Source organism: Sorangiineae bacterium MSr11367, from assembly GCA_037157805.1.
Taxonomy (GTDB): Bacteria; Myxococcota_A; Polyangia; order Polyangiales; family Polyangiaceae; genus Pendulispora; species Pendulispora rubella.
In genome coordinates this window covers 10,676,250-10,702,228 of record CP089983.1, presented here as the reverse complement: position 1 = coordinate 10,702,228, position 25,979 = coordinate 10,676,250, and the positions used below count along the sequence as shown (strand labels likewise).

The window sequence follows — 25,979 nt, the reverse complement described above, 5'->3', positions numbered from 1 at the left end:
ACGGGGGGCTCGTGTAGATTGCAGGCTGCCGATGAACGACGTCAAATTGGCAGAGCTGCGCCGCACGCCGAATGCACTCGCGCCGCACTATTCGCAATTCCAAGTTGCCAAACGGCTTTTGCTGTCGGGCCATTCGCATCAGGCGTGGCCCGACTTCGCCTTGGAGGGCCAAATCGAGGCCTTCCAAGACGCCGCGCGCGACGTCGACGAGAAGTGGGGGCGCGCGTTCGCCAAGGCCGACGAAGTGCGGGCCGGCCTGCGCACCTTTCTGGACGATCCCCAGGCGGAACTGGCACTCGGCGCCAGCACGCACGAGCTCGTTTTGCGCTTCCTCTCCGCGCTGGATCTGCGCCGCCGTCCGCGCATCGTCACCACGTTGGGGGAATTTCACACCCTGCGTCGTCAGCTCACGCGCCTCGGCGAGGCAGGGCTCGACGTGGTCGCCCTGCCGGTGGATCCCGTGGACACGTTGGCCGAACGTCTCGCGGGCGCGGCGGACGAACGCACCGCGGCTGTGTTCGTGTCGTCGGTGCTCTTCGAGACCTCGCGCATCGTCCCCGGGCTGGGCGAGCTCGCGGAGCGCTGCCTATTGCGCGGTGTCGAGCTGGTGGTCGACGCGTACCACGCCATCGGGCCCGCGGCGTTCTCCATTCCGGGGCAGGGGCTATCGTCGGCGTGGGTGCTCGGCGGCGGGTACAAATACCTGCAGCTCGGCGAGGGAAATTGCTTCATGCGCGTGCCCGCGCACGCCGAGGGCATGCGGCCCGTCGTCACCGGGTGGTTCGCCGAGTTCGACGCGCTCTCCGACGAGCACGAGCCCGGCAAGGTCGCCTACGGCACGGGCGCGAGCCGTTTCGCCGGCGCGACCTACGATCCGACGAGCCACTACCGCGCCGCCCGCGTGTTCTGGTTTTTTGCGCAGCACGGCCTCACGCCGGCGTTTCTGCGCCGTGTGTACCAGCATCACGTGGGCCTGCTCGTCGCGCGCTTCGACGCGCTGAATGCGCCGGAGGCGCTCATCACGCGCGATCGCACGACGCCGCTCGAGGGCCTGGGCGGCTTCCTCTCACTCCGCACCGCGCGGGCAGGGGAGCTGCAACGCGCACTCGCCGCACGCGGCGTGCGCACGGACAGCCGCGCCGACTACCTTCGCCTCGGCCCCGCACCGTACCTCTCCGACGACCAAATCGTCTCCGCGGTGGACATCCTCGGCGAGGTGCTTCGAGAAACGCCATGGACCTGAAGAAGATCGCCGCGGAAAAAGCCCGCGAGCTCATCGAGCCGGGCACCAAAGTAGGCCTGGGCGCAGGCTCCACCATCGCGTACCTCGTCGAGCTTCTCGCGGCCAAGCCCGTGCAAGGCGTGGAGTTCTACACGTCGGCCGATCCGACCGCGGCGCTGCTGCGCGCGAAGGGCATTCCCGTTCACGACACCGCGAACGTCGCGCGGCTCGACCTGTACCTCGACGGGTGCGACCAACTCGATCGCGAGCTCAATGCACTCAAGAGCGGCGGCGGCATCCACACGAGTGAAAAGCTGCTCGCCTGCATGGCCGACGTCTTCGTCCTCATCGGCGATACGTCGAAGCTCGTCGATCGGTTGGACACGCGTTATCCGATCACACTCGAGGTCCTGCCCGAGGCCGTGGAGCACGTGCGCGCGCAGTGCCTTCGCGCGTTCCCGACCTCCCGCATCGAGGTGCGCCGCGACGCCGGCGGAAAGCCGCTGGTCACCAAACACGGTCATTGGCTGGCCGACGTGCGATTCGGTGAAATGCCGGAGCTCGCGGCGGCGAACCAGGTGCTCAAATTCACCGCCGGCGTCGTGGAAACGTCGCTGTTCTACCGCATTGCCCGCAAGGCCATCCTCGCGGGCCCCGACGGCATCACCGTGCTTACTGCAGGCAATTCGCCTTCGTCTGCGTAGACGCGCCGAAAAGCACGTTCGACGTACCAGAGAGGTACGACTGCGAGCTCTTGGTCACGTTGTAGACCATGAAGCTCCCAATCCCATTGTCCTTCACGTACTGCGCGGCCCGCGGCCCATCGCTCCCGCCCGTGGAAGCGCCAATGCCCAATTTGGCCTTGGTCATCCCATTGGAGAGGTACCCACTCAGGCGGCTGCCGTAGTTGGTCGCCCCGTAGGTCATCTCGAAGCCATAATCGAGGTACTCGGCGAGCTTGTGCCCATTCCACGAGGCCTGGAAATACGAAAGATCCGTGAACAGGGCCTTGGAGATGATCTTGGTCGGCATCGCCGCGCGCATTTTGCTCGCCACGATGATGAGCGACGTATTGTTCGACGTGCAATTCGAATACTCGTCGTCGATGTCGATCCCATCGAGCCCATATTTGTTCACCGCATTGGAAAGCTGCTGCGCGAAGTTTTGGGCGGTAGCTTCATCGCGGAAACACGCCCAGCCGGCATTTTGATGATTGCCGAGCACTGTGAGCAGCACCTTGATGCCTTGCGATTGCAGGTTCTTGACGTAATTCGTCCCATTGAGAACCTGGTCGACCTGGGGGTTGAAGTACAATATAGGCTTGCCGCTGGCGCTGTCGTAATTGATATTGGCCGCAAAAATCGAGGCCATGTTGAAGTATTGTTTTGCGGGTGAGCCGTACGTATAGCAACCAATGTTGTTGAAGTTGTTCGAATTGACTTCGACGTACGCCATCGTCTTCGGCACGGCGTTCACCGCATCCGCTTCGAGCTCCGAGGCATTGGACACCGGATCGGCTGCATCGTCGTTGGCGGAGCCGCTGCTACTGCAGGCGGAGCTAGCGAGTGCAATTCCCAATAGGAGAAGCGCGGTAGTTTTCATGGCGACCCTTCGTGCGGTTGACGCGATTGGTGGTGCGTGACGTGGGCACTTCGAGGTCGCGGACGATATTGAAGACGATATGGCGATGCAATTGCCTACGCAACGTCCCGCCATAATTGAATGTGCGTGTGAGCGCGCCTCTCCAAACAGGCGCGCACAATCGAACCAGATTGACCAGTAGGTCCGTCTAATTTGGCTCGGAACTCATTGCTGCAGGCCGCGAAACGCAGCCGCAATCATCGCTTCGGCGTGGGCGTCGTCGAGGGGGGCGTGGCCCGCCAATAGGCGGTAAATCATTGGCCCATAAATCAGGTCCATGACCGTGTCCTCATCCAACCCGTCGCGGATTTCACCGCGTTTCACCCCGCGTTCCCAGATGATGCGCACCTCGGCGCGTCGATTTTTCAGGAACCGCTCGCGAAACAGGGCCAAAAACGCAGGATCGCTCTGCCCTTCGGCGATGAAGTGGCGGATGCACGCCCCGCCCGGGCTCGTGTAAAAGCGAATGACCGCTTTGATCTGCTCCGTGAAGTCTTGGCACGCCGAACCCGTGTCGGGAACCGGGACGCTTTGCCTCATTTTCGCGGTGAACGCGTCGAGCGCGATGAGGTTCTTGTTCGGCCACCACTTGTAGAGGGTGGCTTTGCTCACACCCGCCCGCTGCGCGATCGCATCGGCCGTGACCTCCCGAAGACACTTTTTTCGAAGCAGATCGATGGTCGCCGTCATGATGGCCGCTTCGGCCTCCACGCTGCGCTGGCGCCCGCGTGGTTTCGGTTCCGTGCTTCGAGACGCGTGTTTCGTCCGGGCTTCGGTCATGCGATCTCGACTATAGCTCAAACTGTACGTTCAGTTTTGCTCGACTTCCAAAAAAGATTCAGGGGCAGAGGCGCGCGTTCGGGCTGCTCATGATGCCCGCGCCCACCGAGGTCGGCGCTTCGTTGCAGCCCACGCCGCGGTAGCCCGGCGACTGAGCCGTCGCATTGACAGGAGCCTCCTCGACGCGGTTCGGCGAGGGCGCGTAGGTCGTCGAGCGGTCGATTTCCGCGTAGGAAACGGCGCTACCCGACGCACTTTGCGGGGCGGTGACGCCGCTGCTTGCGCAACCCAGGAGAGCCAGACTGAGGGAAACGAATGCCGCGGTGCCTTTCAACGAGATCATGGGAGCCTCCGAATCGACCTTTAGAAAACTGTTCGTTTAGTTTCGTTACACCCCGATATGTAAACCGCACGTTTAGTTTGTAAAGTGCTCGACCAAGCGGAAGCCCAACCTTTTTCTTCCAGTTAAAGATCCGATGCCGGCGCGTAGACCCAGTGCGCAAAGAACGGCTTCAAATCGCGCCCCGCGGCGGCCTCGAGCGCGGCGCGGAGGTGCTCGGTATGCGCCGCGCGACCGGACTGCTCGCGGACGTAGCGTTGGATCCCCGCCCAGAACGCAGCATCGCCGAGTTCGGTTCGCAGCTTGTGGAGGACGAGGGCACCCCGCGAGTACGTGACGCCGCGGGCGGCAGGTTCGGCGGGATGGCCTGGCAGCGAAACCGGCGCATCGCGCCCTTCGTCGTGGACCTTCGCCGAACGCGTGCGCCACAAGGCGACCTCGCGCGCATAGGCCTCGTGTCCCCAGCGCTCTTCCTTGTAGGCGGCCACGAGAAACGTCGCGAAGCCTTCGTTGAGCCAGAAGTCCCCGAAGTCGGCGCACGCGACGCGCCAGGCGAACCACTGATGCGACAGCTCGTGCGAGAAGATCCAATCCTCGGTGGGATCGGTCCGCACGTCGTCCAGCGATTCGGCCGAGAGAAACGCAAGCCCTGCAGCTTCTTGTGCGGCGTCGCCGTGGACGAACACCTGCGTGTACTCCGTGGACGGGATGGCGAGGCCAGTTCGCTGCCGCAAGAAGCGGTACATCGGCGCCGTGATGGCCAGCGCGCCCGCGAGATCGGCCCCCGCCGGCCCGAGGGCCCGCAGCTTCACGCCGTCGACTGCGAGCTCCGCCTCCGCGAAGCGACCTGCGGCAAAGCCAAAGAGAAACGTGGGCGCGGGCTGCTCCAACGCGAATGCATGGGTCGTGCGGCCTTCACCGGCGGGGCGGGCACCGAGGGCGCGCCCGCTCGCCACGACCTTCAACTCCGCGGGCGCCGTGATGCGCAACGCCAGGGTGGCCCGCTGCTCGGGCGCGAGCAAGGTGGGCATCCAGGCCGAGGTGCGGTAGCCCGCCCATACTTCGCCGTGCTCGCGTGAAAGGCGCGGCATCTTCCCCGTGAGGGACCCCTGCCAGGTGAATTGCAAGGTGGCATCGCCCTCGAGCGGTGCCGAAAGCTCCACGAAGAGCCGCTCGCCTTCCTGCCGAAAGGGGAGAGGTATTCCGCTGCGCGCGACTTGGGTCACACGCAGGTCCTTGGCATCGAGCACCAAGGTCTGCGTCGGCTGCGTAGCCCGCACGCGCAGCATCGCGCTCCCCGAGAGCCCCGGCGGTTCGAGCTGGAGCGCGAGGTGCACGTCGTGATGCATGATGCGCACCGGGGGCCCTTCTTGGGGGCTCGCGGCGGTGACCGTGGTGTGCACCGGCGCACGGTCGTGCGTACACGCACCATTCAGGCAAAGGGCGGTCGCCGCCAAGAAGCCGTATCGGCATTTCGGATTCATTGATGATAAAAGAGCACAATGTCCTCTCGGATCCGTCACCGAGTCGTCGTTCTGGCCATCGTCTCTTCGCTTTGCGCGGCCGCGTGCGCCACCGTCTTGGGGTTCGAGGATAACCTCACCCTGGGCGATCAGGATGCAGGGGCCGACGCCCCCAACGGTGGCGGAGGGCCTTGTGACACGAGCAAGCCGTTCGCAAAGCAAGAGGTACCCGGCATCTCGACGTTGAAATGGGCGATCCTCGGCTCGGCCACGCTATCCCCGGACGAACAGGAGATCTATTTCAATGGCGCCGAGAGCGACGGAGGAACTTCGAAACTCTACATGGCAACGCGGAGCAGCCCGGCGGGTAAATTCGTGGGCATTCAGGAGCTGCCCATTGGGAATGATGGTTCGATGAGCGATGGGAATCCGAGTCTCTTTTCGAACAAATTGAAGATTGTCTTCTCTAGACAATCAGGTAACTTTTCATCGCTCCAAGTCTTCATTGCCTCTCGGCTGCAAACGATTGCGAACTTCTCTAACGTGCAGGCGATCGGCAATGTGAACAGTGAGGCCGCCGATCAAACCCCGTTCATTAGCGCCGACGCTCGCGAGCTTTGGTTTTCGTCATCTCGGTCCGATTTGGCAACCAACAAGGGACAGTTGTTTCGAGCGCTGGCTTCTGGGGAAGGTTTCGGTGAAGCCAAACCCGTTGAACCTCCGAACGCGAGCTCCACGCGGCAGGAGGCCCCCGTGCTCAGCGCCGATGGCAAGACCCTCTTCTACGCGGGCGACGGCGATGGTGGTTACGACCAGAACGACATTTGGGAGGCCCGCTGGGACGCGGAGAGCACCTCATTCAAGGGAGGTCTCTTCGTGGCGGAGCTTAGCTCCGCGAATTCACGCGACTACCCATCGTGGGTTTCCCGTGATGGCTGCCGCCTGTACGTACACACGACGAATGCCGACGGCAAGCAAACAATCCTCGTCGGCGTCCGCCCGCAGTAAGCTTCCCGTGTTCGCGATGGGCGAAGCTTGAGCGATCGTGTGAAGCTAACGATCTTCGGTGAACTAAGAGATCCCATGCCTTCCCGAATTCGTCGTGTAGCCGTCGTGATGACCGCCCTTGCGTCGCTCTGCGCGACGGCTTGTGCCACCACATGGGCCTTCGAGACCGACCTCTCGCTGGGCGATCCGGATGCTGGTGGCGATGTCCATGTGCCCGACGCTCCGGGCGTGACCGACGCAGGGTGTAACCCGGACGCGCAATTCACTCGGCGGGACGTCCCAGGTATCACCAGACTCGGGTGGCCATCCGTGCGATCGGCGACGCTTTCCCCCGACGAACGGACCATCTATTTCCACGGAATACCCGTGGATGGCGGAACCGAAGACATTTACGTGGCGACGCGTAACAGTTCGGTCGAGAATTTTGACGATATTCGTCTTGTGGATGGGGTGAACACGGCTGCGAAAGAGCTCGCGCCGTCCATCTCCGCCGACCAACTGAGAATTGTTTTTACGCGGCAAACCGGTGACCATCACACAGCCAAGCTCGTTGGTGGCTCCCGACTGATTATCGATGCGGGCTTCACGCCGTTCGATCTTGGCAGCGTGAATAGCGACGCGGGAGACCAAAATCCATTCCTCACCCCGATGCCGGGGAGCTCTGGTTCGGATCGTATCGGGACGGTGCATCGCCTCATCTCTTTCGGGCCTTCGCATCCGGTGGAGGCTACCTCCGTACCGAAGCCGTTCCGCCACCCGACGAGACGTCTAATCGACAAGATACTCCCGTGCTCAGCGCCGACGGGATGATCTTGTTCTACTCAGGTGATGGACGCGATGCGAACGATGGCAACGACATTTGGGAGGCACGCCGTGAGACCGCGAACGGTCCGTTCAAAAAGGTGGCGTCAGGTAACGGAGCTCGGCATCGCGGATCTCGAATATCCGTCGTGGATATCGCCCGACAATTGCCATTTGTACATGCATGTAAGAAGCGGCAATCTGTTTACGATTTACGTCGGTGAGCGCGAGCCCTGATCAAAAGCGACCCGACACCACGACGCCCGCGCGCCCCACGCCGCCGTCAGGCGCCACGCGCAATGCCGTACCCGAGACTCGCTTCGGCGCCGTGAAAAAGAGCACCGCGCCGGTCACCGTCATCGCCGCGCCGGCGCCGACGAGGATCGTCGAGACCAACGCTTTGTCCTTCGCGCTGTCCGTATCCTGAAGGCCCTGGCTGTTGCACGTGTTGGTGCTGTCGTTGCAATTGCCCTTGAAGGCATCGTCGTAGGTCGACTTGGCCGATAGCCCGAAATACCCGCCGACGAGCATCGTCGCCACACCCACGCCACCGATGACGAGCCCTCCCGTGCGCTGCCACCCATAGTGCGCGGTCTCGGACTTCGGCGGCATGTCGCCGATCTTCTCCGGAGCCTCCGCCTTGGCCGCATCCGCCTCGAGCACCGGCACCTCGACGCGCGCCGTGTGGGCGGCTTCGGCGGGAACGCGTTGCGTCCACGTCTTCCGGCCGGGCGCCGTTGCCTCCACCACGACTTCACCCGGGTCGACCGCGATGGTCGATCCCAGCTCCCCCGCGGCCAAAGCTACCCCATTGCGTTTGACGACGAGGCCCGACACCGAGCCCCCTGCGGCCACCGTGATCGTGAGGCGCGCAAGCTTTGGCTCCAATGCTTTCGCGCGCTCCTCGCCGAGCGCCTGGCGATCGGCGTCGCCCGCGCGCGCTGCGAGCGCGACGACCTCGCGGTACAAGGCCCACGCGCTCGCCGTGCGCCCGAGTTTCTCGTAGCACTCGGCCAATTTGCCGCGCGTTCCAATGCCCGCAAAACGCGCCAGGCTTGCTTCGAACTTGGGGCAAGCTTCGGTGAACTTTCCCCGCTCGAACAGCTGCATCCCCTCGTCGAAGAGCGCCCGACCCGCAGCTTGCGAGTCCCCCGTCTGCGCCGACGCCATCGAGGTGCAAAGCAGGGCCGCGGCCAATGTGGTTGCGAAGATTGCGTGCGTGCGGTGCATGTTCAGTCCGGGTACGAGAAAGGGTCCGGCTTCTTCGGGCGGTTGGTCGGGCGCGTGGTCGTGCCCGACGACTTCGTCTTGGGAGGACTAAGCTTGGGCGGAGGAGCACTCGCGCTCTCGGCCGGCAACGGTAGCGCACTCGCCGTCGGGGCCGAAAGCGCGGACGGAGCCGGCGCGCTCACGGTCTCCGCGGCCACCGGAGGAGGCGGCGCCGCAATCCTATCCGCCGCCGTGGGCGCGTCCTCCTGATGACGGAGCTTGCGCAAGGCAAGTGCTCCCAGGAGCACCAGCACCACCAGGCCGATGGCCGCGAATCCGCCAATGAGCACAGCTAGGTTCGTGCTCGCGCGCGGGTTGGTGCTGGTTCGAGCGTCGGACCTGGTCGTCGATGCCGGCCCCAATGTCGTCTGGGCGGTGGCAACATGCAGCGAGGGTGGCGCCTGCACACCCGCCGATGCCAGCGTGCCCGCGAAGGACGCCGTAGTCAAAAAGGGATGCAGCGCCGCGGCAAGCTCGCGAACATTGGGAAAGCGCCCGCCGGGATCCTTGCTCAAGCAGCGTGAAACGACCGACTCCAGCGCGATGGGGGCGTCGGGACGGAACTCACGCAGCGTGCGCGGCTCCCGGGTCAATATGGCCGAGAACAACTCGCCCAGTGATTGCGTGCCATAGGGCGCCTCATTGGTGAGAAGCTGAAACAGCACCGCACCCAGCGCATAAATGTCGGCCCGCGCATCGACGTGTTTGGCACTTCGAATTTGCTCCGGTGACATGAAGGCGGGCGAACCCAGAATCGCACCGCTATGGGTCGCACTCGCGCCCATCTCTTCGTCGTGGGCGAATTTCGAAATGCCGAAATCGAGCACCTTGACGATGGGCGTTCCATCGGCACGCTGCGTGAGAAACATGTTCTTCGGCTTCAAATCACGATGGACGATGCCCGCCGCGTGGGCCTCGTCCATCGCCTTGCACGCATCGAGCACGTAGCCGACGGCCTCGGGAATCGGAAGCGGACCGCGCTTCTTTCGCAGATCGTCGAGATCGCACCCTTCGAGCAGCTCCATCACGATGTAGGGTGCGCCCGTGTCGAGCGTCCCGAAATCGCTCACGCGGGCCACGTACTCGCTTTTCAGCGCCGCTGCCGCGCGCGCTTCCCGCATGAACCGCGTGGCCGCCTCCGGCACGCGCAGCGCCTCGCGCGACATGAACTTCAGCGCGACCCGCGAGCCCAGCTGCATGTGCCGGGCTGCCACCACCACACCCATGGCGCCGGACCCCAGCACCGTCTCCACACGGTACTTCGAGGCCAGAATCTCGCCATTTTGAAGAGGGGCTTCCACCGAACCCGAAAGAATACACGGCGGACGCTCCAAGCCGCCGCAAAACGCAAGCCCCCGCAAGACGGGCGTGGATGTCGTCTAGGCATCCACCCCGTCTCGGCGTGCTTCTTCTAGCGCGTCAGCGCGTCTTGACGTCTTTCAAGTACCCATTCAAGCCGCCCTGGTTCTTGAGCAGATCGAGGCACTCATCCAACGTGACCCGCTTGTTCTGCCGCAGCGACTCGAGAACGCGCACGATGATGAGGGAGACCTCGGCGGCGTTCTGATTGTTCTCCGCGCGCTTCTGGGCCACGTAGGGCATCACGTCGTACAGGATCGCATTGGCCTCTTGGTACGTGATGTCCGCGCGCTGGCCGTGTGCCTGGATCCAGTGCGGATTGTGGAGCACGTCGTTGATGTGCAGGAGCGATAGGTACGTCGCCCGCCCAACGAGCTTGAAATTGGACGGGTTCACGTTGGTCATCGTGTTGCCGACCACCTTGTCGAGGCGGGTCATCACCGCCGTCGAGTGCGCATTGAGCAGCACCTTGAGCGCAATCTGCTGGTCGACGTGCATCGGGTCGTTTTTGTCGTCCACCTGCACGTGGATCTTGGGCGCACCCGACGCCGTGCCACGCCACTCCGTGTTGGCCGACGTGCCCACCGTCACGAGCGCCACCTTCGCTTCCTTGTTCTGGAACGCGTACGTGAACTTGTCGAAGTCGAAGTTCGGGTCGTTGACCTGCTTCGACTCGTCGTCGACGGCAATCAACACGCCCAAGTCGTCCTTGCTGGGCCCGCGGCGCTCCACGTTCGCGGGCGAGTACGAGAAGTCGTAGTAGTTCTGCTGCTCCGTCCCTGCGTCGATCAAGCCACGGTTGGCGGGGGCCAAGAGGTACGGGTCCTTGATCTCGGCCTTGAACGCCGCATCGTAGCGTGGCTGGTCGAGACCTTTGAACGGACGGCCGAGAAACGCCTGCCAGGCGTCTGTCTGTGTTTTCGCGGTCGTCCACACCTGGAACCACGATTGGCGCGGCGGCACACCCCCGCCGGGATTCTTCGGGTCCACGATGGTATCGAGCTTTTGCAGACGGAACGTCGGCGCGCGCTCGGTGCCGTCGATGAAGACGGTGATGATGCCTTTGTTGGCGAAGTACGTGGAGAAGTGGTTGTTGCGGTACGTGTCGGCTTCGAGCTCGGTGAGCTTGGCCATCGCGGGGCCGCTCGCCTTGACCGCGGCCAAGATGTCTTTGAAGCGCTGCAGGCGCTCCTTCAAGGTGAGCTCTTGCTCGAACCCGAGCGCCGTCAGCTCCGTCGCATCGAGGCCGGCGTCGTTCTTGAGGAACTTGGCGACCGCGTACTGCAGCGCGTGGGCGATGACGTACGTCTCGATGGTCGTCGCCTGCATGCGCGTGGAGCCGGTGATGGCTTGCGGGCCCGTGGTCAAGTTGACCTTGGTGATGCCAGCCTCCTCGATGACGCTGCGGCTACGGTCGAACGGCAGCAGCTTGTCGTCGGGGTTGTTGTACACGAAGAAGAGGTTCTTCGCGGCGGTGGCCGCGTCGTAGCCGTCGGCGTCCTTCCACTGCTTGTGTCCGGCCAGCACGGCGCCGATGCCTGCGGAGGTCTCTCCGCCCTCGGTCACCTCGATCACCACGTCGCCCTTCGTGATGTTGTGATCTTCGAGCTGCATCCTGCCGATCATCTGCAGATCTTCGAAGCCCTCCAGGGAAGCAATCAGGGCTCGATCCGCGCCGGTCATCTCCCCGACGAGCGCATCGCCGATGGCCTCCGCCACCTTGCTCTTGATCTTCGCTTCCCAGATGGTGCCATTGTTTGCGGCCTGCACGGCTTTCCAGAACGGGCGCCAGAACGTGCTCTCCATCTCTTTGGCGAGACGCCCGGTGGCGCCGGTGCCGTAGACGAAGATCTTCCGCTTGGCTTTGAGGGCCTCGTAGATGGCATTGGACATCGTCTCGATGGGCCCGAGATTTTGCGTGTACGCATCGAGCTTCGCCACGATGTCATCGTCCACGGAAAACAACTTCGCGAGGCCTGCCGCGGGGTCCGTCGGCATCACGTCGCTCAGGTCGTTCGTCTTGTCGTGGCGCTGCTCCGTGAGCAGCGTGTGAAGCTGGAATTGCTTCTTGTTCTCCACGTAGTCGATCGAGTCGGCGTTTTGCGTCACGCCGAGGAACTGGAGAAGGCTCTGGTTTTGGTTCGGGGGCGGGTTCTGGGGACCGCCGTTGTTCGAATCGTCGCTGCACGCCACGACCGGGAGAATGAACGCGCCTGCGAGAAGTCCGAAGGACTTTCTAAGAACTTTATTCATGAGCACATCCCTGGTAGACTGGAAGGTTTGCCAACCGTCAGTCCGTATCAACATTCGAGGTCACGCTCAAGGCACGAAAAGTCGTTCCTCCGTTGCGCGGGATGCAATGAAGCAACGCGTCGCGCTTGGCGGAGGAACATTTCACTCTCACTTGCTGCACCACGCATGATCGCATCGATCATCGTGTGAAGTGCCTCTTCACTTGGCGTAACAAGATGCTTTTGACTCAGCGAAACGGATTATCGAGTAGGCCGCGCGCGCCACGCGATAGACGCACCATCTCCAGCAGAATAGGCTCGACCGCTGCGGGATCCGCGAGCGGCGCCGGGAGCCGCGCTTCGACCGCATCGAGCCCAACGTGGATATGTTGCACCTGAGCGCGTAGCTGCGACAGGTCGCCTTGGTAGGGGCGCGTCAGCGGTGGGTCGATGGCCAGGCGCACCAAGGTCGATGGCGGCTGTCCAGTCCAGTCCGTACCGATGCTGAAACGCTCCATGCCCAAGGTCGCCTCGTGAATCCACATGCGCCCGCACTCGAGCCGCCCGCCAAAACGTTCAGCGAAGGCACGCCATGCAGGCGCATGAGCTGCCATTTCCGGCGCCGGTGGGACGTGCGCGTGGGCGGTTCCGAATCTTCTGGCTACGTGGACCGCGCGAGCGACGAAGAGCGAGAGCGCAGCGGGGGCGGTGCTGATGACGAGCATGCGCTTGACCAGAACGGCGCCCCGGTCGTCGACGTTGACCTCGTCGAAGTGGCCTATCGATTCGACCATCTCGGGGGATAACCAACTTCGCAGTTGTTCGCTATTTCTGGCCGTGGTCACGTAGTCCTCGTCGAAGTCCGCCGTTTCGAATTCCACCGTGTTGGGCCGCAAGATGTCGGACCATCGCCGCGGGTCGATGTGCAGGTCGAGGCCGAGGGAAGCCCACGACACGCGGGCCACGGCGTGGAGGCCTCCGGCGGTTCGCTGCTCCAAGGCAATCTCGAGCGATGCCGCTTCGAAGGAACCGGTCATGCGCTCGTTTTCGGCGTCGCACACGAGAGCATGCTCCTGGGCCACGGCACTCCACACCTCGGCACGGCGCTCTTTTCCCACCGGCGCTACCGGGCCCGGGGCAAGCGCGGGGCGACCCGACGGCGGGGTGACCACGATGGGAATGCGCAGGCCGACACCCGTGCCCGTGGAGACGCGGGCGACGACATGCAGCCACCAGTACATCCCGAAGGTCTTTCCGGCATACGTGGGGGTGATGTGCTCGGGCAAAGCGGCTTCGAAGGGAATCCGCGCACCCTCGGCCTGACGCCCTCGGGCGATGGCGAATTCGAGGCGAGCCGTTTCGACCTTGACCGGGATGTCAGGTATCGTCTCGCACGAGGCTATTTGGAGTGCGATGGCCTGTACGTTGCTGCCATTCGTCACGGACACGGCGCCGCGCAAGGTGCCTCTGTATTCGATCGACGTGCTCTCCAGCGCCACCTCCAAGTGAGGCCGCGGGCGTGGGTAATTGGGGTTGGTGAAAAAGGTCTCCGGTGTTCGCGGTGTGGGGATGGTGGGACCCCAACCCATTGGAACGGCGTATTGCTTTCGCAGGTCGGGCCACCATGGGATCGAGATATGGAGCTCGAGCCAATAGAGGACTTCGGATGTCGCTCCGATGAAGCTCGCGGGGGCGTCCTGGGGGACGTCGAAGGTCGAGCGAAAGCCATGCGTGCCAGCGGTGAGCACGCGCGGCTCGTGCCTCTCGGTCAGCCGTAAGAGCTCATGGTATTCGCGGTTGTGGTCGATGCTCGCGAATTCGTGACCGACGAGGGTGAGGGAAATCGCATCCACGGGTGTGTCGGCGGAGCTGACCACCACCGCTTCCACCTCGAACAGTGCCCCCGGCAGGGCATACGGTGTTCGGAATCGCACGTCTACGAGGGGGCGTCGTCGCATGGGGCCTCACCGAAATGGATTCTCGAGCAGCCCGCGCGCGCTGCGCGACAAGCGGACCATCTCCACCAAAATGGGCTCCACGGTCGTCGGATCCGCGAGCGGCGCCGGTAGACGCACCTCGACGGCGTCGAGTCCAACGTGGATATCCTGCACCTTGGCGCGCAGCCGCGAGACGTCGCCTTCGAAGGGGCGCGTCAGCGGCGGGTCGATGGGCACCCGCACCAAGGTCGTTGGCGGCGTACCGCTCCAGTCCGTACCGATGCTGAAACGATCCATGCCCAAGGTCGCATCGTGGATCCACATGCGCCCTCGTTCGAGGCGGCCACCGTGGCGTTCGGCGAAGGCGCGCCACACGGGCTCGTACGCGGCCATCTCGGGTGGCGGTGGTACACGATCGTGCGCGATCCCGAAGCATTTCGCGGCATGGACGGCCGCCGCGACGAAGCGCGAGAGCACGCCTCGCGGGTCACCCGTGATGACGTGGATGCCCATGAGCAAGAGCGCGCCGTCGTCGCGGACGCTGGCTTGAGCGAAGCCGCATATCGAGGGGGCGAAATCGACCGATAGCCAACTTCGGAGTTGCTCGCGATCGCGCCCGGTGGCCACGAACGCGCTGTCGAAGATCACCTCGCCCAGCTCCACGTCGTCGGAGCGCAACATGTCCGTCCACTTCCGTTCCTCGATGCGCAGGTCGAGTCCCAAGGCAGGCCACTCGAGGCGTGCCACGGCGTAGAGCCCCTCGGCAGCGCGTTGCTCCAGGCCAATCGTGAGCGACACCGCACCGAAGGTCGCCGTCATGCGCTCGTTCTCGTCGTCGCAGAGAAGACCATGCGCCTTGGCGATGAATCTCCACGAGCGTGCCCGACGCTCCTTTCCCACGGGCGCCACCCAGCCGCGGGGCGGCGGAGGTTGACCGGACGGTGGCAGGATCTGGATGGGGGCGCGGACGACTTCCGTCGCGCCCGATAGAAGGTAGGCCACGATCTCGATGTACCAACGCACCTCGAAAAGCCAGCCACGGTACGATGGTGTGGCGTTCGGCGGTAAGGTGAGGCGGAACGGAAACGATTCTCCTTCTGGCGGCGGGCCTTGTCCGAGCGCACCTCCGACCAGCGGAATCTCGAGTGGGACACCCCCGTGGATCGTTTCGGACCGGATCGCCTGCACCGTCACGGACGATACGTTCGAGGCGTTCGTCATCGAGACGCGGCCGCGTACGTTGCCCTGGTACTCGACGACGGTGCTTTCCAGAGATATTTCGATGTAGGGGCGATTCCCCGCGTGCCCCGATAGCGAATGAAACACGGCTGGCACCATCGGCGCGGGCATGCCCGGTATCCAACCCATGGGGATCACGTAGTTCTCATTGAGATCCGGCCACCAGGGAATATCGACGTGAACCTGTAGCCAATACTCGATCTGGCAATAGCCGCCCTGGTAGCTTGCGGGCACGTTCGGTGGAACGAGGAACGTCGAGCGAAAGCGGTGCTCGCCCGGGGTGAGCGTGTACGGCTCGTGGTTGGCCGTCAGTCGAAAGAGCTGTTTGCAGTTCGAGTGCTCGCCCGCCCGCCAGAACTCGTGGCCCACCAGGGCGAACACGATGGCGTCGACGGGCGTCTCCACCGAGCTGACGAGCGTCGCCTCCACCTCGAACGGAACCCCGGGCAGGGCGTAGGCCCTGCGATATCGCAATCTCACTTGGGGGCGGCGGGGCACGGACCGAGGATATCCCGGCCCCGTGCCCCCCTCAAACGGCTCGAGCTGCTCGGCGTGGGAAGTGAGTCAACCGCGACAGCGCGGCGTCAATTGCACTTTTTGAGGCCGTTGTAGCTCGGATTGCCATCGAATCCGCTGGACGTATTCAAATTGACCGCGGGCACCCAGCCCCAGTTGCCATTGTCGTCCCCGAGCGTGTGGTACCAGGTCGTGTTGCCGCCGGCATGCTGCTCGCCCGTGCCCCAGCAATCGAACCAGCTCGGTGTCGTGCGCAGATGATTGACCACGCTGCTGGACGACGACGTCGACGCGTACATGGCGGCGCCGGCCGTGTTCCCGCAATGCAATTTCCCGTCGCCCTGCACCGCGCAGCTCGACGGCGGCAAGCCACAACGCGGCAGGCCATGCGCGCTGGGATCGGCATCGAATGCGCTCGTGGTGTTCAAGTTGACGCCGGGCAGCCATCCCCACGTGGACGTGTCGTCGCCCAGCGTGTGGTACCAGGTCGTGTTGCCGCCGGCGTGTTGCTCGCCCGTGCCCCAGCAATCGAACCAGCTCGGTGACGTCTGCAAGTGGTTCACCACGGCCGACGACCCGGCCATGGTCGCGCGCATCGCGGCGCCCGTCGTGTTTCCGCAATAGAGCCGGTGGTCATCGTGCACGCTGCAATCGCCACCCCCACCGCCGCCACCTCCTGAGGGGTGCCATTGTCCGAAGTCCTCGGTGAAGGCTTCGTCGATATCCACCTCGCCGCCGGCGACCACCACGCCATTTTGAACTTGCCGCAGCTGGGCACGGGAATCCCACTGGCCGCCCGACCATGCGTAGGTCTGCCATCCCCATGCGATCTTGCCCGCGTCGAACAATCGCTTGATCACATAATACCCACCGTAGCCGCCGACCCGGTTTTTGCCGAGAACGGAGATGACGCCATCGAAGTAAGCATTGATGGTCGCCTGCTGTCCGGCCGTTGCGTCGAAGTCGACACTGAAATAAATGGGCCGGCCGGCGGGCATGCCCGCGTTGTTGGCCACGCGCAGCGCCTCGCGAGCGTCTTCCACGCCACCGTTGTAGCCATCGAGCGCGTCGTCCGCGCCCCATTCCCAATTGGCCACGACGTCGACACCTGCGGCGTTGAGTGCATCGGCCTCGGGCTTGAAAAGAATCTTCCCGTGGGAGCTCGACGTATCGTAACTGAGATATCGAACCGCGAACGTGTACCCGGCGCTGCGAAGACCCGACGGCGAAGGCCGCGACCACGAGTAGTCGACCCCTCTCCGCAACGCGATTTCCTGACTCGACGAGCCGGCGCCGGTGTCGTCGGTGTCCGCGTCGCTGGCGCAACCGCTCATCGAGAACCCCGATGCCGTGAACACGGTCCACCCGAAGAAAACGAAAACGGAGCGAAGTTGCATGACGCGTTTCCTTCTATCTGAAAGGGAGAGGCAAACTTCCGTACGCGCAACGAAACGCCTTTTCGAGGCGGTCGGTCAAATGGCAAATTCTTAAATATCGGCTCTGTCTTTCATCGCTATCAAATTGGATGTGCGTCGAAATCAGGTAACGTCGCGCAGGTTCTGCTCTTCGTGAGCGATTCTTGCGCATGCATCGAAGTGCGCCGACGTGGATGGTGCCTTTTGGCGTGAATGATCCCCGCCGTGAGGTGATCCTAGCACCCGACCGCCCATGGGCCGACATGCGCGCACGAGAGGCGATAGGTGTGCCGTTCGGCCATTTTCTCGAGGCTTCCATGCTCGAGTGCGCTCACGTTGTGGCGCCGCGCAACGATGGGTCATTTCGACACATCGTTGTGTTGTCGGAGGGGATCGAGATTGGCTACGCTCGATAACGTCGCCTGTTTCACGAGGAGCATTCGGGAGGGGTTTCGGTATGAAGAGAAAGCGTCCACGTCTCGTCGTGGTGGATGATGATCCCGCGCAGCTCGGACTCTTGGAGCGCGGACTCACCATCGAGGGGTTCGAAGTCGAAACGCGCGAAGGGCCCATCGGACTCACCAACTTGATCCGCACGTTCCGGCCCGCCATCGTACTGGTCGACGTCTACATTCCGACCCTGCGGGGCGACCGCATCGTCGAGTTGGTTCGCGGCGTGGCCGATCCCGAGACCAAATACTTTCTCATTTCCGCCTACACGGAGTCGGAACTACGACTGCGTGCCACGGGGACCACCGTGCACGGTTGGCTCTCCAAGAGCCTCTCCATGACCGAGATCGGTCGCCGGCTCAAAGACAGCCTCGTCGAAGCACCGCGTCAAGTCGCCCTCCGCTGAGTCCCAGGCCATGGGCGCGCAATTGAAGCGTGCCCGCCGCGGGAGTTGCGATATCGTCGGCGTATGCCGATCAAGGGCGTTGCGTCTCTGCAGGACATCCATTCCATCGAGGCGGAGAGCCTTCCCGCCTCGCTTCCGGCGAGCACCTACGAGCTCATCGCGCAGGGGATGCGCATCGACCCCAAAGCGCCCGCGCTCTCGTTCTTCCTGCGCGTCGACCAGCATCGCACGCCGGAAACGTGGACGTACGAGGAGCTCTTCGCGCGCATCACCCAAACGGCGAACCTGTTTCACGGCCTCGGCGCGACGAAGGACACGGTCATCGCCTACGTTCTTCCGAATCTGCCGGAAACGCACTTCGTGCTCTGGGGCGCGCAGGCGGCGGGCATCGTGTTTGGTGTGAACCCGTTGCTCGAGCCAAAAACGATGGCCGAGCTGATGAACGTCGCGGGCGTCTCTGTGCTGGTGACGCTCGGTCCCTTTCCGGGGACGGACCTCTGGGCCAAAATCCAGGCGGCCGCGCCGCAGGTCCCGTCGCTTCGTCACCTCGTGTTGGTGGACCTCGCCGAGCATGTCCCCGGCGTGCCGGGCAGCCCTGTGCCTATCTCGGCGCCGGAGTCCGTGCAGGTGCACGACTTTCACCAGCTGCTGCGCCAGCAGCCGGGCGACCGCTTGGTGAGCGGGCGCCGCATCGCGCGGGAGGACGACTCGTCGTACTTCTGCACCGGCGGCACCACCGGCCTGCCGAAGATCGCCATGCGCCAGCACGGCAACGAAGTTGCCAATGCGTGGAGCGCCGGCCAAGTGCTGGGCGCGGACATTCTTCCGGGGAAGAATCTCTTCTGCGGCCTTCCGCTCTTTCACGTGAATGCGGTGCTGGTCACCGGGCTGCTCCCATTCTCGCTGGGGGCGCACGTCGTGCTGGGCACCGCGCAGGGCTACCGCGGCGAAGGCGTCATTGCGCGCTTCTGGGAAATCGTCGAGCAGCACCGCATCCACTTCTTCAGCGGCGTGCCCACGCTCTATGCGTCGCTTCTGCAGGTCCCCGTGGAGGGGAGGGACATTGGCTCGCTCTCCTTCGGTCTGTGCGGTGCGGCGCCCATGCCCGTCCAGGTCTTTCGCGACTTCGAAGCGCGCACGGGGCTGAGGATCCTCGAGGGCTACGGCCTCACCGAGGGGACGTGCGTCAGCAGCGTCAACCCGTCTCGCGGCGAGCGGCGCGTCGGGTCGATTGGATTGCGCCTGCCGTGGCAAGACATGACCGTGGCCATCCTCGATGCGCGGGGGGCGTACGTGCGCGATGCCGAACCGAACGAGGTCGGCGCCATCGTCCTCACCGGCCCCAACGTGTTTCGCGGCTACATGATCCCCGAGCAGAATCGCTGGGTGGACATCGATGGTCGCCGTTGGTTCGACACGGGCGATCTCGGCTACCGCGACGCGGAAGGGTATTTCTGGCTCACGGGGCGCCAGAAGGAGCTCATCATCCGCGGAGGCCACAACATCGATCCGGCGACCATCGAGGAGCCGCTTCATCGGCACCCGGCGGTGCAGATCGCCGCCGCCGTGGGCCGGCCCGACGTGCACGCGGGGGAGCTCCCCGTGGCCTACGTGCAGCTGCGCCCGGGTGCTTCGGCCACCGGGGCCGAGATCCTCGAGTTCCTGCGCGGAGAGATCTCCGAGCGTGCCGCGCTGCCCAAAGCCATCCACGTCATCGACGCCATCCCGTTGACGGTGGTGGGCAAAATCTTCAAACCCGCCCTGCGCCGCCGCGAAATCGCCGACGCTCTCTCCGCGGCGTTGATTCAGGCCGGCATCGAGGCGTCCAGCGTTGAAGCCATCGAAGACCCCGCGCGCGGCACCCTGGTGCGCGCCGCCCTCCGCCGTGCCGACGACACGACGGAGGCTGCGCGCATCTTGGGTCAATTCACATTGCCGTTCGAGCTGGTCCCTTAACGCAAAAGTCGATTGATTGTAGCGGGCTCGATCGTTGCCTTACTGCACCGCGGAACCGACGCCGACGGCTGCCCACGCATTGCTGACCGACTTGATCTCGTCGGCCGTGAGCCCCAGCTGCTGGGCCGCCTGCTCGGTGCCGGTGCGTGCCTGCGCGTAGTTCGTCGACGACGTGAAAATCGTCGTATTGGCGCGGTAGAAGACGGAAGCCGCCTTCTCGATGCCAATGCCGGTCACGCTGACCGTCGTCTTGCCGCGCGGATGCGTTCCACCCTGCGACAAGAGATAGAACGCGAGGTTCGGCACGCCCGACGTGTAGTGCACGTTCTGATTGTTGTAGTCCGGCGCATAGTCGATCGACTTGCCGTCCTTCGTCGGGTTGCTCATGTAGCGGAGCGCATCGCCCGGCTTGTTCGGCGTGTACACGTCGTCGCCGACGAGCCACGTGCTGTCGTTGACGACCTTCCCCTCGTGGTACCACTGCACGACGGAGCCGAAGATGTCCGACAGGGCCTCGTTCAAACCGCCCGACTGACCCGAATAGGTGAGGTTCGACGTGGAGGTGGTCACGCCGTGCGTGAGCTCGTGGCCCGTGACGTCGATGGAGTATGCCAAGTTCGAGAACGTGCTCCCGTCGCCATCGCCGTAGCGCATCTGCGAGCCGTCCCACGAGGCGTTGTTCTTGGTCTTGCCGAAGCAGAAGATGTCCGTGCAGAACACCGAATGCACGGAGCTGATCAAGGTCAGCCCGTTTCCGTCCAGCGAATCGCGGTTGTACAGGGCCTTGTACGCGTCGTAGACCACGCCCAAATTGTCGTAGCTCACGTTGACGGCGGCATCGGACACCTCTGCCTGACCCTCGCTGCGCTTCAGCGTCCCGCGGGCCGTGCCCTGCGCCGCGTCGTAAACCTTGCGCGACTTCACCGTCATGATCGTCGGAATGCGATCCACGAGCGAGCCATCCTGCGCGTCCACCAGCACCGTATCGACCAGCTCTCCATCCTCGTCCGCGCCGCGCACCGTGAGCCGGTGAACGAGCTTCAACGCGTCGCCTTCCGGCGCGCGCCAGTAGGCCAAATCGCTCGCGGCATCGACGGACACCTGCGCATTGGCGCCGTACGAGGCCACCGCCTTCGCCGCGGCCACCTTGGCCGGGACCGTGGCCGCCGCGGGCGCGGGCAAGTCGCTGCGGACATTTCCATTGGCCGCGTAAATGGCGCCGTCCTTCACGTGCACCGCGATATCCGCGCCGAGCACCTCGAGCCCATTCTTCTTTTGCGTATACCGATAGTGCGTTCCGCCCGATTCGTCCGTTTGGACGTTCTTCAAATCGAAGTCGCCCTCGCCGTGCAGCACAGACGCCACCGTCGGAAGGGCGGCACGCACCGCGCTCTCCGTGGTCACCTTCGCGCCGTGCAGGCTTCCGCGCACGAACGTCGGAACGAGGGACGCACGCTCGGCGGAAAGTACCGTTACGCCGGCGGGAACGTCCGCGGCCGCACCCGTATCGCTTCCCGAATTGCTCGAGCATGCAGCGGGGATGCACGCGAAAATCGGCAATGCCAACACGCCGGCCAAACGACGACTCGAGAACACAATCCCTGATTTCATGATGAAACCTCGCGTTCCAATGGGGGCTCGCCCTGCGGCGAAGCCGGGCTAGGAGATAGGTCGCAGCCCGCAAGGGAATTCGCAGTGGGGTGGGCGCCACGAGCACGTGCGCCGCCTGCAAACCCGCTCATCCGGATCAGCTAGGTTAAATGGGTACCATGCCTAGTGTTCCGAGGCGTCATCAATTTATGAACTTTGAAATCTTTTGCGCACCCCGACCGGGCGTGCGGTGCCTATGTAAGTACATAGGTCGCACGTTGCGCCAATGGTCCGAGTCTGCGCGCCGCTCTTCGCGGGGGGTGCGATACGAAGGGGACGCGACGCGCATCCTCGGTCAACTTCCCCGATCCCCTTCGGCCGGATGCTTCAGCGATTGACGGCGAGCTTCACCAGCTCGATGACCAAATCCCTGATTTTTCGCGGCTTGTCGCCGTTGTTGTCGTCCAGGATCTTCGACACGTCGTCGCCTGGCGCGTGGTAATCCGGATTGAGGTCTCCGCCCCCGGCCGGATTGCTCAACCCCTCGAACAAGAAGAGGACGTCCTCGCCCTTGTCGTAGAAAGATGCGCCATCCTGCCGGCGCGCGTACTGGTTGATGTCGTGATTGATCGTATCGAACGGGGAGGCCAACTTGGCATTGGCCTGCGTCAGGAGCCCGGCGAGATAGCTCGTGGTGCCATCCGATTTCTTGTCGATCACGCTGATGCGCTGCGCATCCCAGCGGCCCACCATGTCGGAGTTGATGACCCCGACGATGTTTCCGAGGCCGATGTTCGCGATGGGGTGATCGACGAAGTACTTCGAGCCGACCAGGCCATCTTCCTCGGCCGCCGTCCAGATGAACAGCACCGAGCGATTCAGTTCCCCATTGGCTTTCGCCTGCGCCAATGCGGGAACCGCCGCCAAGTTCGTGCCACTTCCCGACGCATTGTCGTCGGCGCCATTGTTGACTTGTCCGCTCGAGGTCGTGCCAATGTGGTCGAGGTGGGACATCACCACGATGATTTCCTGCTTCTTGGCGCCGGTGCCCTCCAAGAGACCCAACACATTGTGCGTGTTGCCGGCCGCGTCGACCGCCGCCGAACGAACGTCGGAGAACGAGGCGTTTTCCCCGCGCCCCGATTTTCCAGCGACGACGCGGAAAGCCTCGGGATCCATGTGCTCGTCGAGGTAGAAGCTTCTCTCGAACAACGTGTTTCCGAAGTTTCGCGCGTGTGCGGCCTCGTCGTGCGGGGCACCATTCGCCACGGAATTCTCGGCGAACGAGCTTTGCGTGAATGTCTGCGCATAGGCGCCGTTCGCATCACCCTCGTTTGGCCCCTTGAGACCATATTTGACGAGTCGATCGGTCACGTACTTCGCCGCCTCGTCGAATTGCGCCGAAGGACTGTTGCGCCCCTTCATGGCGTCCGACGACAGGTACGTGATGTGCTCCATCGGATCCGAATCGTCCGCGAGCGCGAGCGAATGCGTGGAGGTTCCTTCGCGGGGGGCCGCTTCGCTGCATGCCCACAAGCCCGCGCCAATGCTCAGTGCCAAAAGCAGTGTCGTTCGTTTCTGCATGTCCTTACTCCGCCACCGGAGCCGAGCCCACGCCCACCGCCGCCCAGGCCGCGCTGACCGATTTGACCTCGTCCGCCGTGAACCCGAGTTGCTGCGCCGCCTGCTCAGTGCCCGTGCGCGCTTGCGCGTAGTTCGTGGACGAGGTGAAAATCGTCGTGTTGGCGCGGTAGAAGACGGCGGCGGCCTTCTCGATGCCAATGCCGGTCACCGTGACCGTCGTCTTGTCGCGCGGGTGCTTTCCGCCCTGCGACAAGAGGTAGAACGCGAGGTTCGGCACGCCCGAGGTGTAGTGCACGTTCTGCCCGTTGTAATCGGGCGCATAGTCGATCGACTTGCCGTCCTTCGTCGGGTTGCTCATGTAGCGGAGCGCATCGCCCGCCTTGTTCGGCGTGTACACGTCGTCACCGACCATCCAGGTGCTGTCGTTGACGACCTTTCCGTCGTGGTACCACTGGACGACGGCGCCAAAAATATCCGACAGGGCCTCGTTCAGGCCGCCCGATTGGCCCGAGTAGGTGAGGTTCGACGTGGAGCTGGTGACCCCGTGCGTGAGCTCATGGCCCGTGACGTCGAGCGAGTTGGCCAGGTTCGAGAAGGTCGTCCCGTCGCCGTCGCCGTAGCGCATCTGCGAGCCGTCCCACGAGGCGTTGTTCTTTGTGGTGCCCGTGGTGGTGCGGAATATGGCGTGCACGGAGCTGATCAGCGTGAGGCCATTTCCATCGAGCGAGTCGCGGTCGTAGAGCGTCTTGTACGCGTCGTACACCAGACCGAGGTTGTCGTAGCTGATGTTCACTGCGCCGTCGGAGACCTCCGCCTCGCCCTCGCTCCGCTTGAGCGTGCCGCGGCTGGTGCTCTGGTTCGCATCGTAGATCTTGCGAACCTTCGCCGTCATGATCGTGGGAATGCGGTCGACGATGGTGCCGTCTTGCGCGTCCACCAGCACGGTGTCCACGATCTCACCTTCGGCGTCGACACCGCGCACGGTGAGGCGGTGGACGAGCCGCAGTGCGTCACCCTCGGGTTCGCGCCAGTAGGCGAGATCGCTCCCCGCGTCGGCCGAGACCCGCGCATCGAGCGCGTACGAGGCCACCGCCTTGAGCGCGGCGACCTTCGCCGAAACCGCGGCCGTCGTTGCCGCCACCAAATCGGTGCGCGCATTGCCATTGGCCGCGTAAATCACGCCATCTTTTACGTGGATTGCGATATCGGCGCCCAACACGTCGAGCCCATTCTTCTTTTGCGTGTAGCGCTGGTGAATCTCACCCGACGAGTCGGTAATCGTGTTTTTGAGGGTAAATTCGCCATCGGCATGCAATGCCGCGGCGATGGTGGGCAGCGCGCTCAGATGCCCGCGCACGAACGTGGGGACGAGCGATTTGCTCTCCGCCGAAACGACGTGCACGCCCGCCGGCGCGTCTCCTGTCGAACCACTGTCGCTAGAGTTGCTGGAGCATGCAGCAGGAAGGCATGCCATCACCGGCAATGCCAGAAGAGCGGCCAAACGACGATTCGAAAACAGGATACCTCGCGTCATGGAAAACCTCGCATTCCGAATGGGGGTCGGGGGGGATGGTCTTCGCTCACCGATTCACTGGGAGCCGTTGGAAGAAAGCCAAGCGATACGTGCGGGGCGGCCGTGATCTGCAGGGAAGAACCCTGCCAAAGGCCTCAAGTGCGTTGCCTCATCCCGCAAGCGTATTCGCAGCTTGGCTGGCGCCTCGTGTACCTTGCGCCGCTGCAAAACCACTCATCCGGAACAGCTAAGTAAACGCGTACCATAGATGGTGCGCAACACGTACCCAATTTATCAATTTTGGAAATATTTCCGAGGTGCGACCAAGACCGTCAACGTAAGGCGGTCGTTTCTTCACATCGTGGTTGTCCCGCGCAAATTCGGGGCTCCTCGGCAATGTTTGTCGGAAAGGAGAAACGCATCCTCATGCACGACAACTTCGTGGAAGCGAACACAGCGCGTCTCGACCTGACGGATCCATACAGCACGGGAATCCTCAACAAGGACATGCCTACGGAGTTCCTTCGCCTTCAAGCACTGGAACGATGGAGTGATCCGACGACCATGGCCTTGGTCGAGAAATTCGGGATTCCACCGGACGCACGGTGTCTCGAGATGGGCGCGGGCGCCGGCTCGATGGCCTACTGGTTTGCGGAGCAATGTCCACGAGGGCATGTCGTCGCGGCGGACATCGATCCGCGTTACCTGGATGCGAGGCGTGCGCCCAACTTGGAAGTGGCGCGGGTCGACCTCACACGCCACGATTTTCCTGCCGCATCGTTCGACTGGATTCACACGAGGTTCGTGCTATCCCACATTCCAGAACGGGACGACATCTTGCGCCGCGCCATCTCCTGGCTCAAGCCAGGTGGCGCAATCCTCGTGGAGGACTACTACGTGCTCTCCTTGGAGCACATTCACCGCGAGGAAATCAAGGCGGTATTCAGCGCCCTCGCCCGAACGTTCGTCACGCAAGGGAGTGACATCCATTGGGGCCGTCGAATCCCGAACAAGCTTGCGGAACTTGGCATACGCGATCTTGCGATGACGATGACGCCGATCACCTTCGGACTTCCGGGGCCGTGCGAGGACCTGTGGACCGTCGCCGTCGAGCAATTCTTCTCGTACATGCTGGAGAAGCAATCTCTCACGGCCGAGCAAGCGGCGGCGTACCGGGCGCTCTCCACGTCGGGTATGCCGGATGCGATCGACGTGCCTTGGGTTCTGTTTTCCGTCGCGGGCCGCAAGCGTTGACGCTC

Annotated in this window: 20 protein-coding genes; 7 read left to right on the top strand and 13 right to left on the bottom strand. The window is 63.5% G+C overall.

Going from position 1 to position 25,979, the window contains the following annotated elements; all coding sequences use genetic code 11:
* Positions 1–31 precede the first annotated feature (31 nt).
* Positions 32–1,243, top strand: a complete 1,212-nt coding sequence (locus LVJ94_41350) for a kynureninase (GenBank protein WXB03338.1) — start codon at positions 32–34, stop codon at positions 1,241–1,243.
* Positions 1,234–1,926: a ribose 5-phosphate isomerase A gene (rpiA, locus tag LVJ94_41345; GenBank protein WXB03337.1), complete on the top strand. Its 693-nt coding sequence runs from the start codon at positions 1,234–1,236 to the stop codon at positions 1,924–1,926. Before LVJ94_41350 ends, rpiA begins: the two co-directional genes overlap by 10 nt.
* On the opposite strand, the gene LVJ94_41340 is transcribed toward rpiA, so the two are convergent.
* The 4 genes from LVJ94_41340 to LVJ94_41325 form a co-directional block, all read right to left on the bottom strand.
* Positions 1,895–2,824, bottom strand: coding sequence for a glycosyl hydrolase family 18 protein (locus LVJ94_41340; GenBank protein WXB03336.1), 930 nt, complete (start codon positions 2,822–2,824; stop codon positions 1,895–1,897). The genes rpiA and LVJ94_41340 overlap by 32 nt on opposite strands.
* Before the next feature lie 204 nt (positions 2,825–3,028).
* On the bottom strand, positions 3,029–3,643 hold the full coding sequence (locus tag LVJ94_41335) for a TetR/AcrR family transcriptional regulator (GenBank protein ID WXB03335.1): 615 nt from the start codon (positions 3,641–3,643) through the stop codon (positions 3,029–3,031).
* Positions 3,644–3,701: 58 nt separating this feature from the next.
* Complete coding sequence (locus LVJ94_41330; protein ID WXB03334.1) at positions 3,702–3,986, bottom strand: hypothetical protein; 285 nt, start codon at positions 3,984–3,986, stop codon at positions 3,702–3,704.
* A gap of 122 nt (positions 3,987–4,108) precedes the next feature.
* Positions 4,109–5,467: a hypothetical protein gene (locus tag LVJ94_41325; protein WXB03333.1), complete on the bottom strand. Its 1,359-nt coding sequence runs from the start codon at positions 5,465–5,467 to the stop codon at positions 4,109–4,111.
* 321 nt (positions 5,468–5,788) lie between these two features.
* On the opposite strand from LVJ94_41325, the gene LVJ94_41320 reads away from it, so the two are divergent.
* Positions 5,789–6,454, top strand: a complete 666-nt coding sequence (locus LVJ94_41320; GenBank protein WXB03332.1) for a hypothetical protein — start codon at positions 5,789–5,791, stop codon at positions 6,452–6,454.
* A 39-nt stretch (positions 6,455–6,493) separates the two neighbouring features.
* Positions 6,494–7,264 carry a hypothetical protein gene (locus LVJ94_41315; protein WXB03331.1) on the top strand — a complete coding sequence of 257 codons (771 nt, stop codon included), beginning with the start codon at positions 6,494–6,496 and terminating at the stop codon, positions 7,262–7,264.
* Positions 7,265–7,492: 228 nt separating this feature from the next.
* Here the strand turns inward: LVJ94_41315 and LVJ94_41310 are convergent, their stop codons facing one another.
* From LVJ94_41310 to LVJ94_41285, 6 genes are all read right to left on the bottom strand, one after another.
* Complete coding sequence (locus LVJ94_41310) at positions 7,493–8,485, bottom strand: tetratricopeptide repeat protein (GenBank protein ID WXB03330.1); 993 nt, start codon at positions 8,483–8,485, stop codon at positions 7,493–7,495.
* 2 nt (positions 8,486–8,487) lie between these two features.
* Complete coding sequence (locus tag LVJ94_41305; protein WXB03329.1) at positions 8,488–9,825, bottom strand: protein kinase; 1,338 nt, start codon at positions 9,823–9,825, stop codon at positions 8,488–8,490.
* Between the two features lie 118 nt (positions 9,826–9,943).
* Positions 9,944–12,136: a hypothetical protein gene (locus LVJ94_41300; protein ID WXB03328.1), complete on the bottom strand. Its 2,193-nt coding sequence runs from the start codon at positions 12,134–12,136 to the stop codon at positions 9,944–9,946.
* 226 nt (positions 12,137–12,362) lie between these two features.
* Positions 12,363–14,072, bottom strand: a complete 1,710-nt coding sequence (locus LVJ94_41295; protein WXB03327.1) for a hypothetical protein — start codon at positions 14,070–14,072, stop codon at positions 12,363–12,365.
* 6 nt (positions 14,073–14,078) lie between these two features.
* Positions 14,079–15,770 (bottom strand): hypothetical protein, encoded by a 1,692-nt coding sequence (locus LVJ94_41290; protein ID WXB03326.1) that lies wholly within the window; start codon positions 15,768–15,770, stop codon positions 14,079–14,081.
* Positions 15,771–15,874: 104 nt separating this feature from the next.
* On the bottom strand, positions 15,875–17,203 hold the full coding sequence (locus tag LVJ94_41285; protein WXB03325.1) for a DUF1906 domain-containing protein: 1,329 nt from the start codon (positions 17,201–17,203) through the stop codon (positions 15,875–15,877).
* 475 nt (positions 17,204–17,678) lie between these two features.
* On the opposite strand from LVJ94_41285, the gene LVJ94_41280 reads away from it, so the two are divergent.
* Positions 17,679–18,077 (top strand): response regulator, encoded by a 399-nt coding sequence (locus LVJ94_41280; GenBank protein WXB03324.1) that lies wholly within the window; start codon positions 17,679–17,681, stop codon positions 18,075–18,077.
* A 63-nt stretch (positions 18,078–18,140) separates the two neighbouring features.
* Entirely contained in the window at positions 18,141–20,033 is a 1,893-nt protein-coding gene (locus LVJ94_41275) for an acyl-CoA synthetase (GenBank protein WXB03323.1), read from the top strand.
* A gap of 39 nt (positions 20,034–20,072) precedes the next feature.
* Here LVJ94_41275 and LVJ94_41270 read toward each other — a convergent pair whose 3' ends face one another.
* The 3 genes from LVJ94_41270 to LVJ94_41260 form a co-directional block, all read right to left on the bottom strand.
* Positions 20,073–21,644 carry a M4 family metallopeptidase gene (locus tag LVJ94_41270; GenBank protein ID WXB03322.1) on the bottom strand — a complete coding sequence of 524 codons (1,572 nt, stop codon included), beginning with the start codon at positions 21,642–21,644 and terminating at the stop codon, positions 20,073–20,075.
* 366 nt (positions 21,645–22,010) lie between these two features.
* The gene (locus tag LVJ94_41265; GenBank protein WXB03321.1) at positions 22,011–23,207 is read right to left on the bottom strand and encodes a M28 family peptidase; all 1,197 of its coding nucleotides are present in this window, start codon (positions 23,205–23,207) and stop codon (positions 22,011–22,013) included.
* A gap of 4 nt (positions 23,208–23,211) precedes the next feature.
* Positions 23,212–24,741 carry a M4 family metallopeptidase gene (locus LVJ94_41260; protein ID WXB03320.1) on the bottom strand — a complete coding sequence of 510 codons (1,530 nt, stop codon included), beginning with the start codon at positions 24,739–24,741 and terminating at the stop codon, positions 23,212–23,214.
* Positions 24,742–25,146: 405 nt separating this feature from the next.
* Here LVJ94_41260 and LVJ94_41255 point away from each other — a divergent pair, with 405 nt between their 5' ends.
* Positions 25,147–25,974 carry a methyltransferase domain-containing protein gene (locus LVJ94_41255; GenBank protein ID WXB03319.1) on the top strand — a complete coding sequence of 276 codons (828 nt, stop codon included), beginning with the start codon at positions 25,147–25,149 and terminating at the stop codon, positions 25,972–25,974.
* The last annotated feature ends 5 nt before the right edge of the window (positions 25,975–25,979 follow it).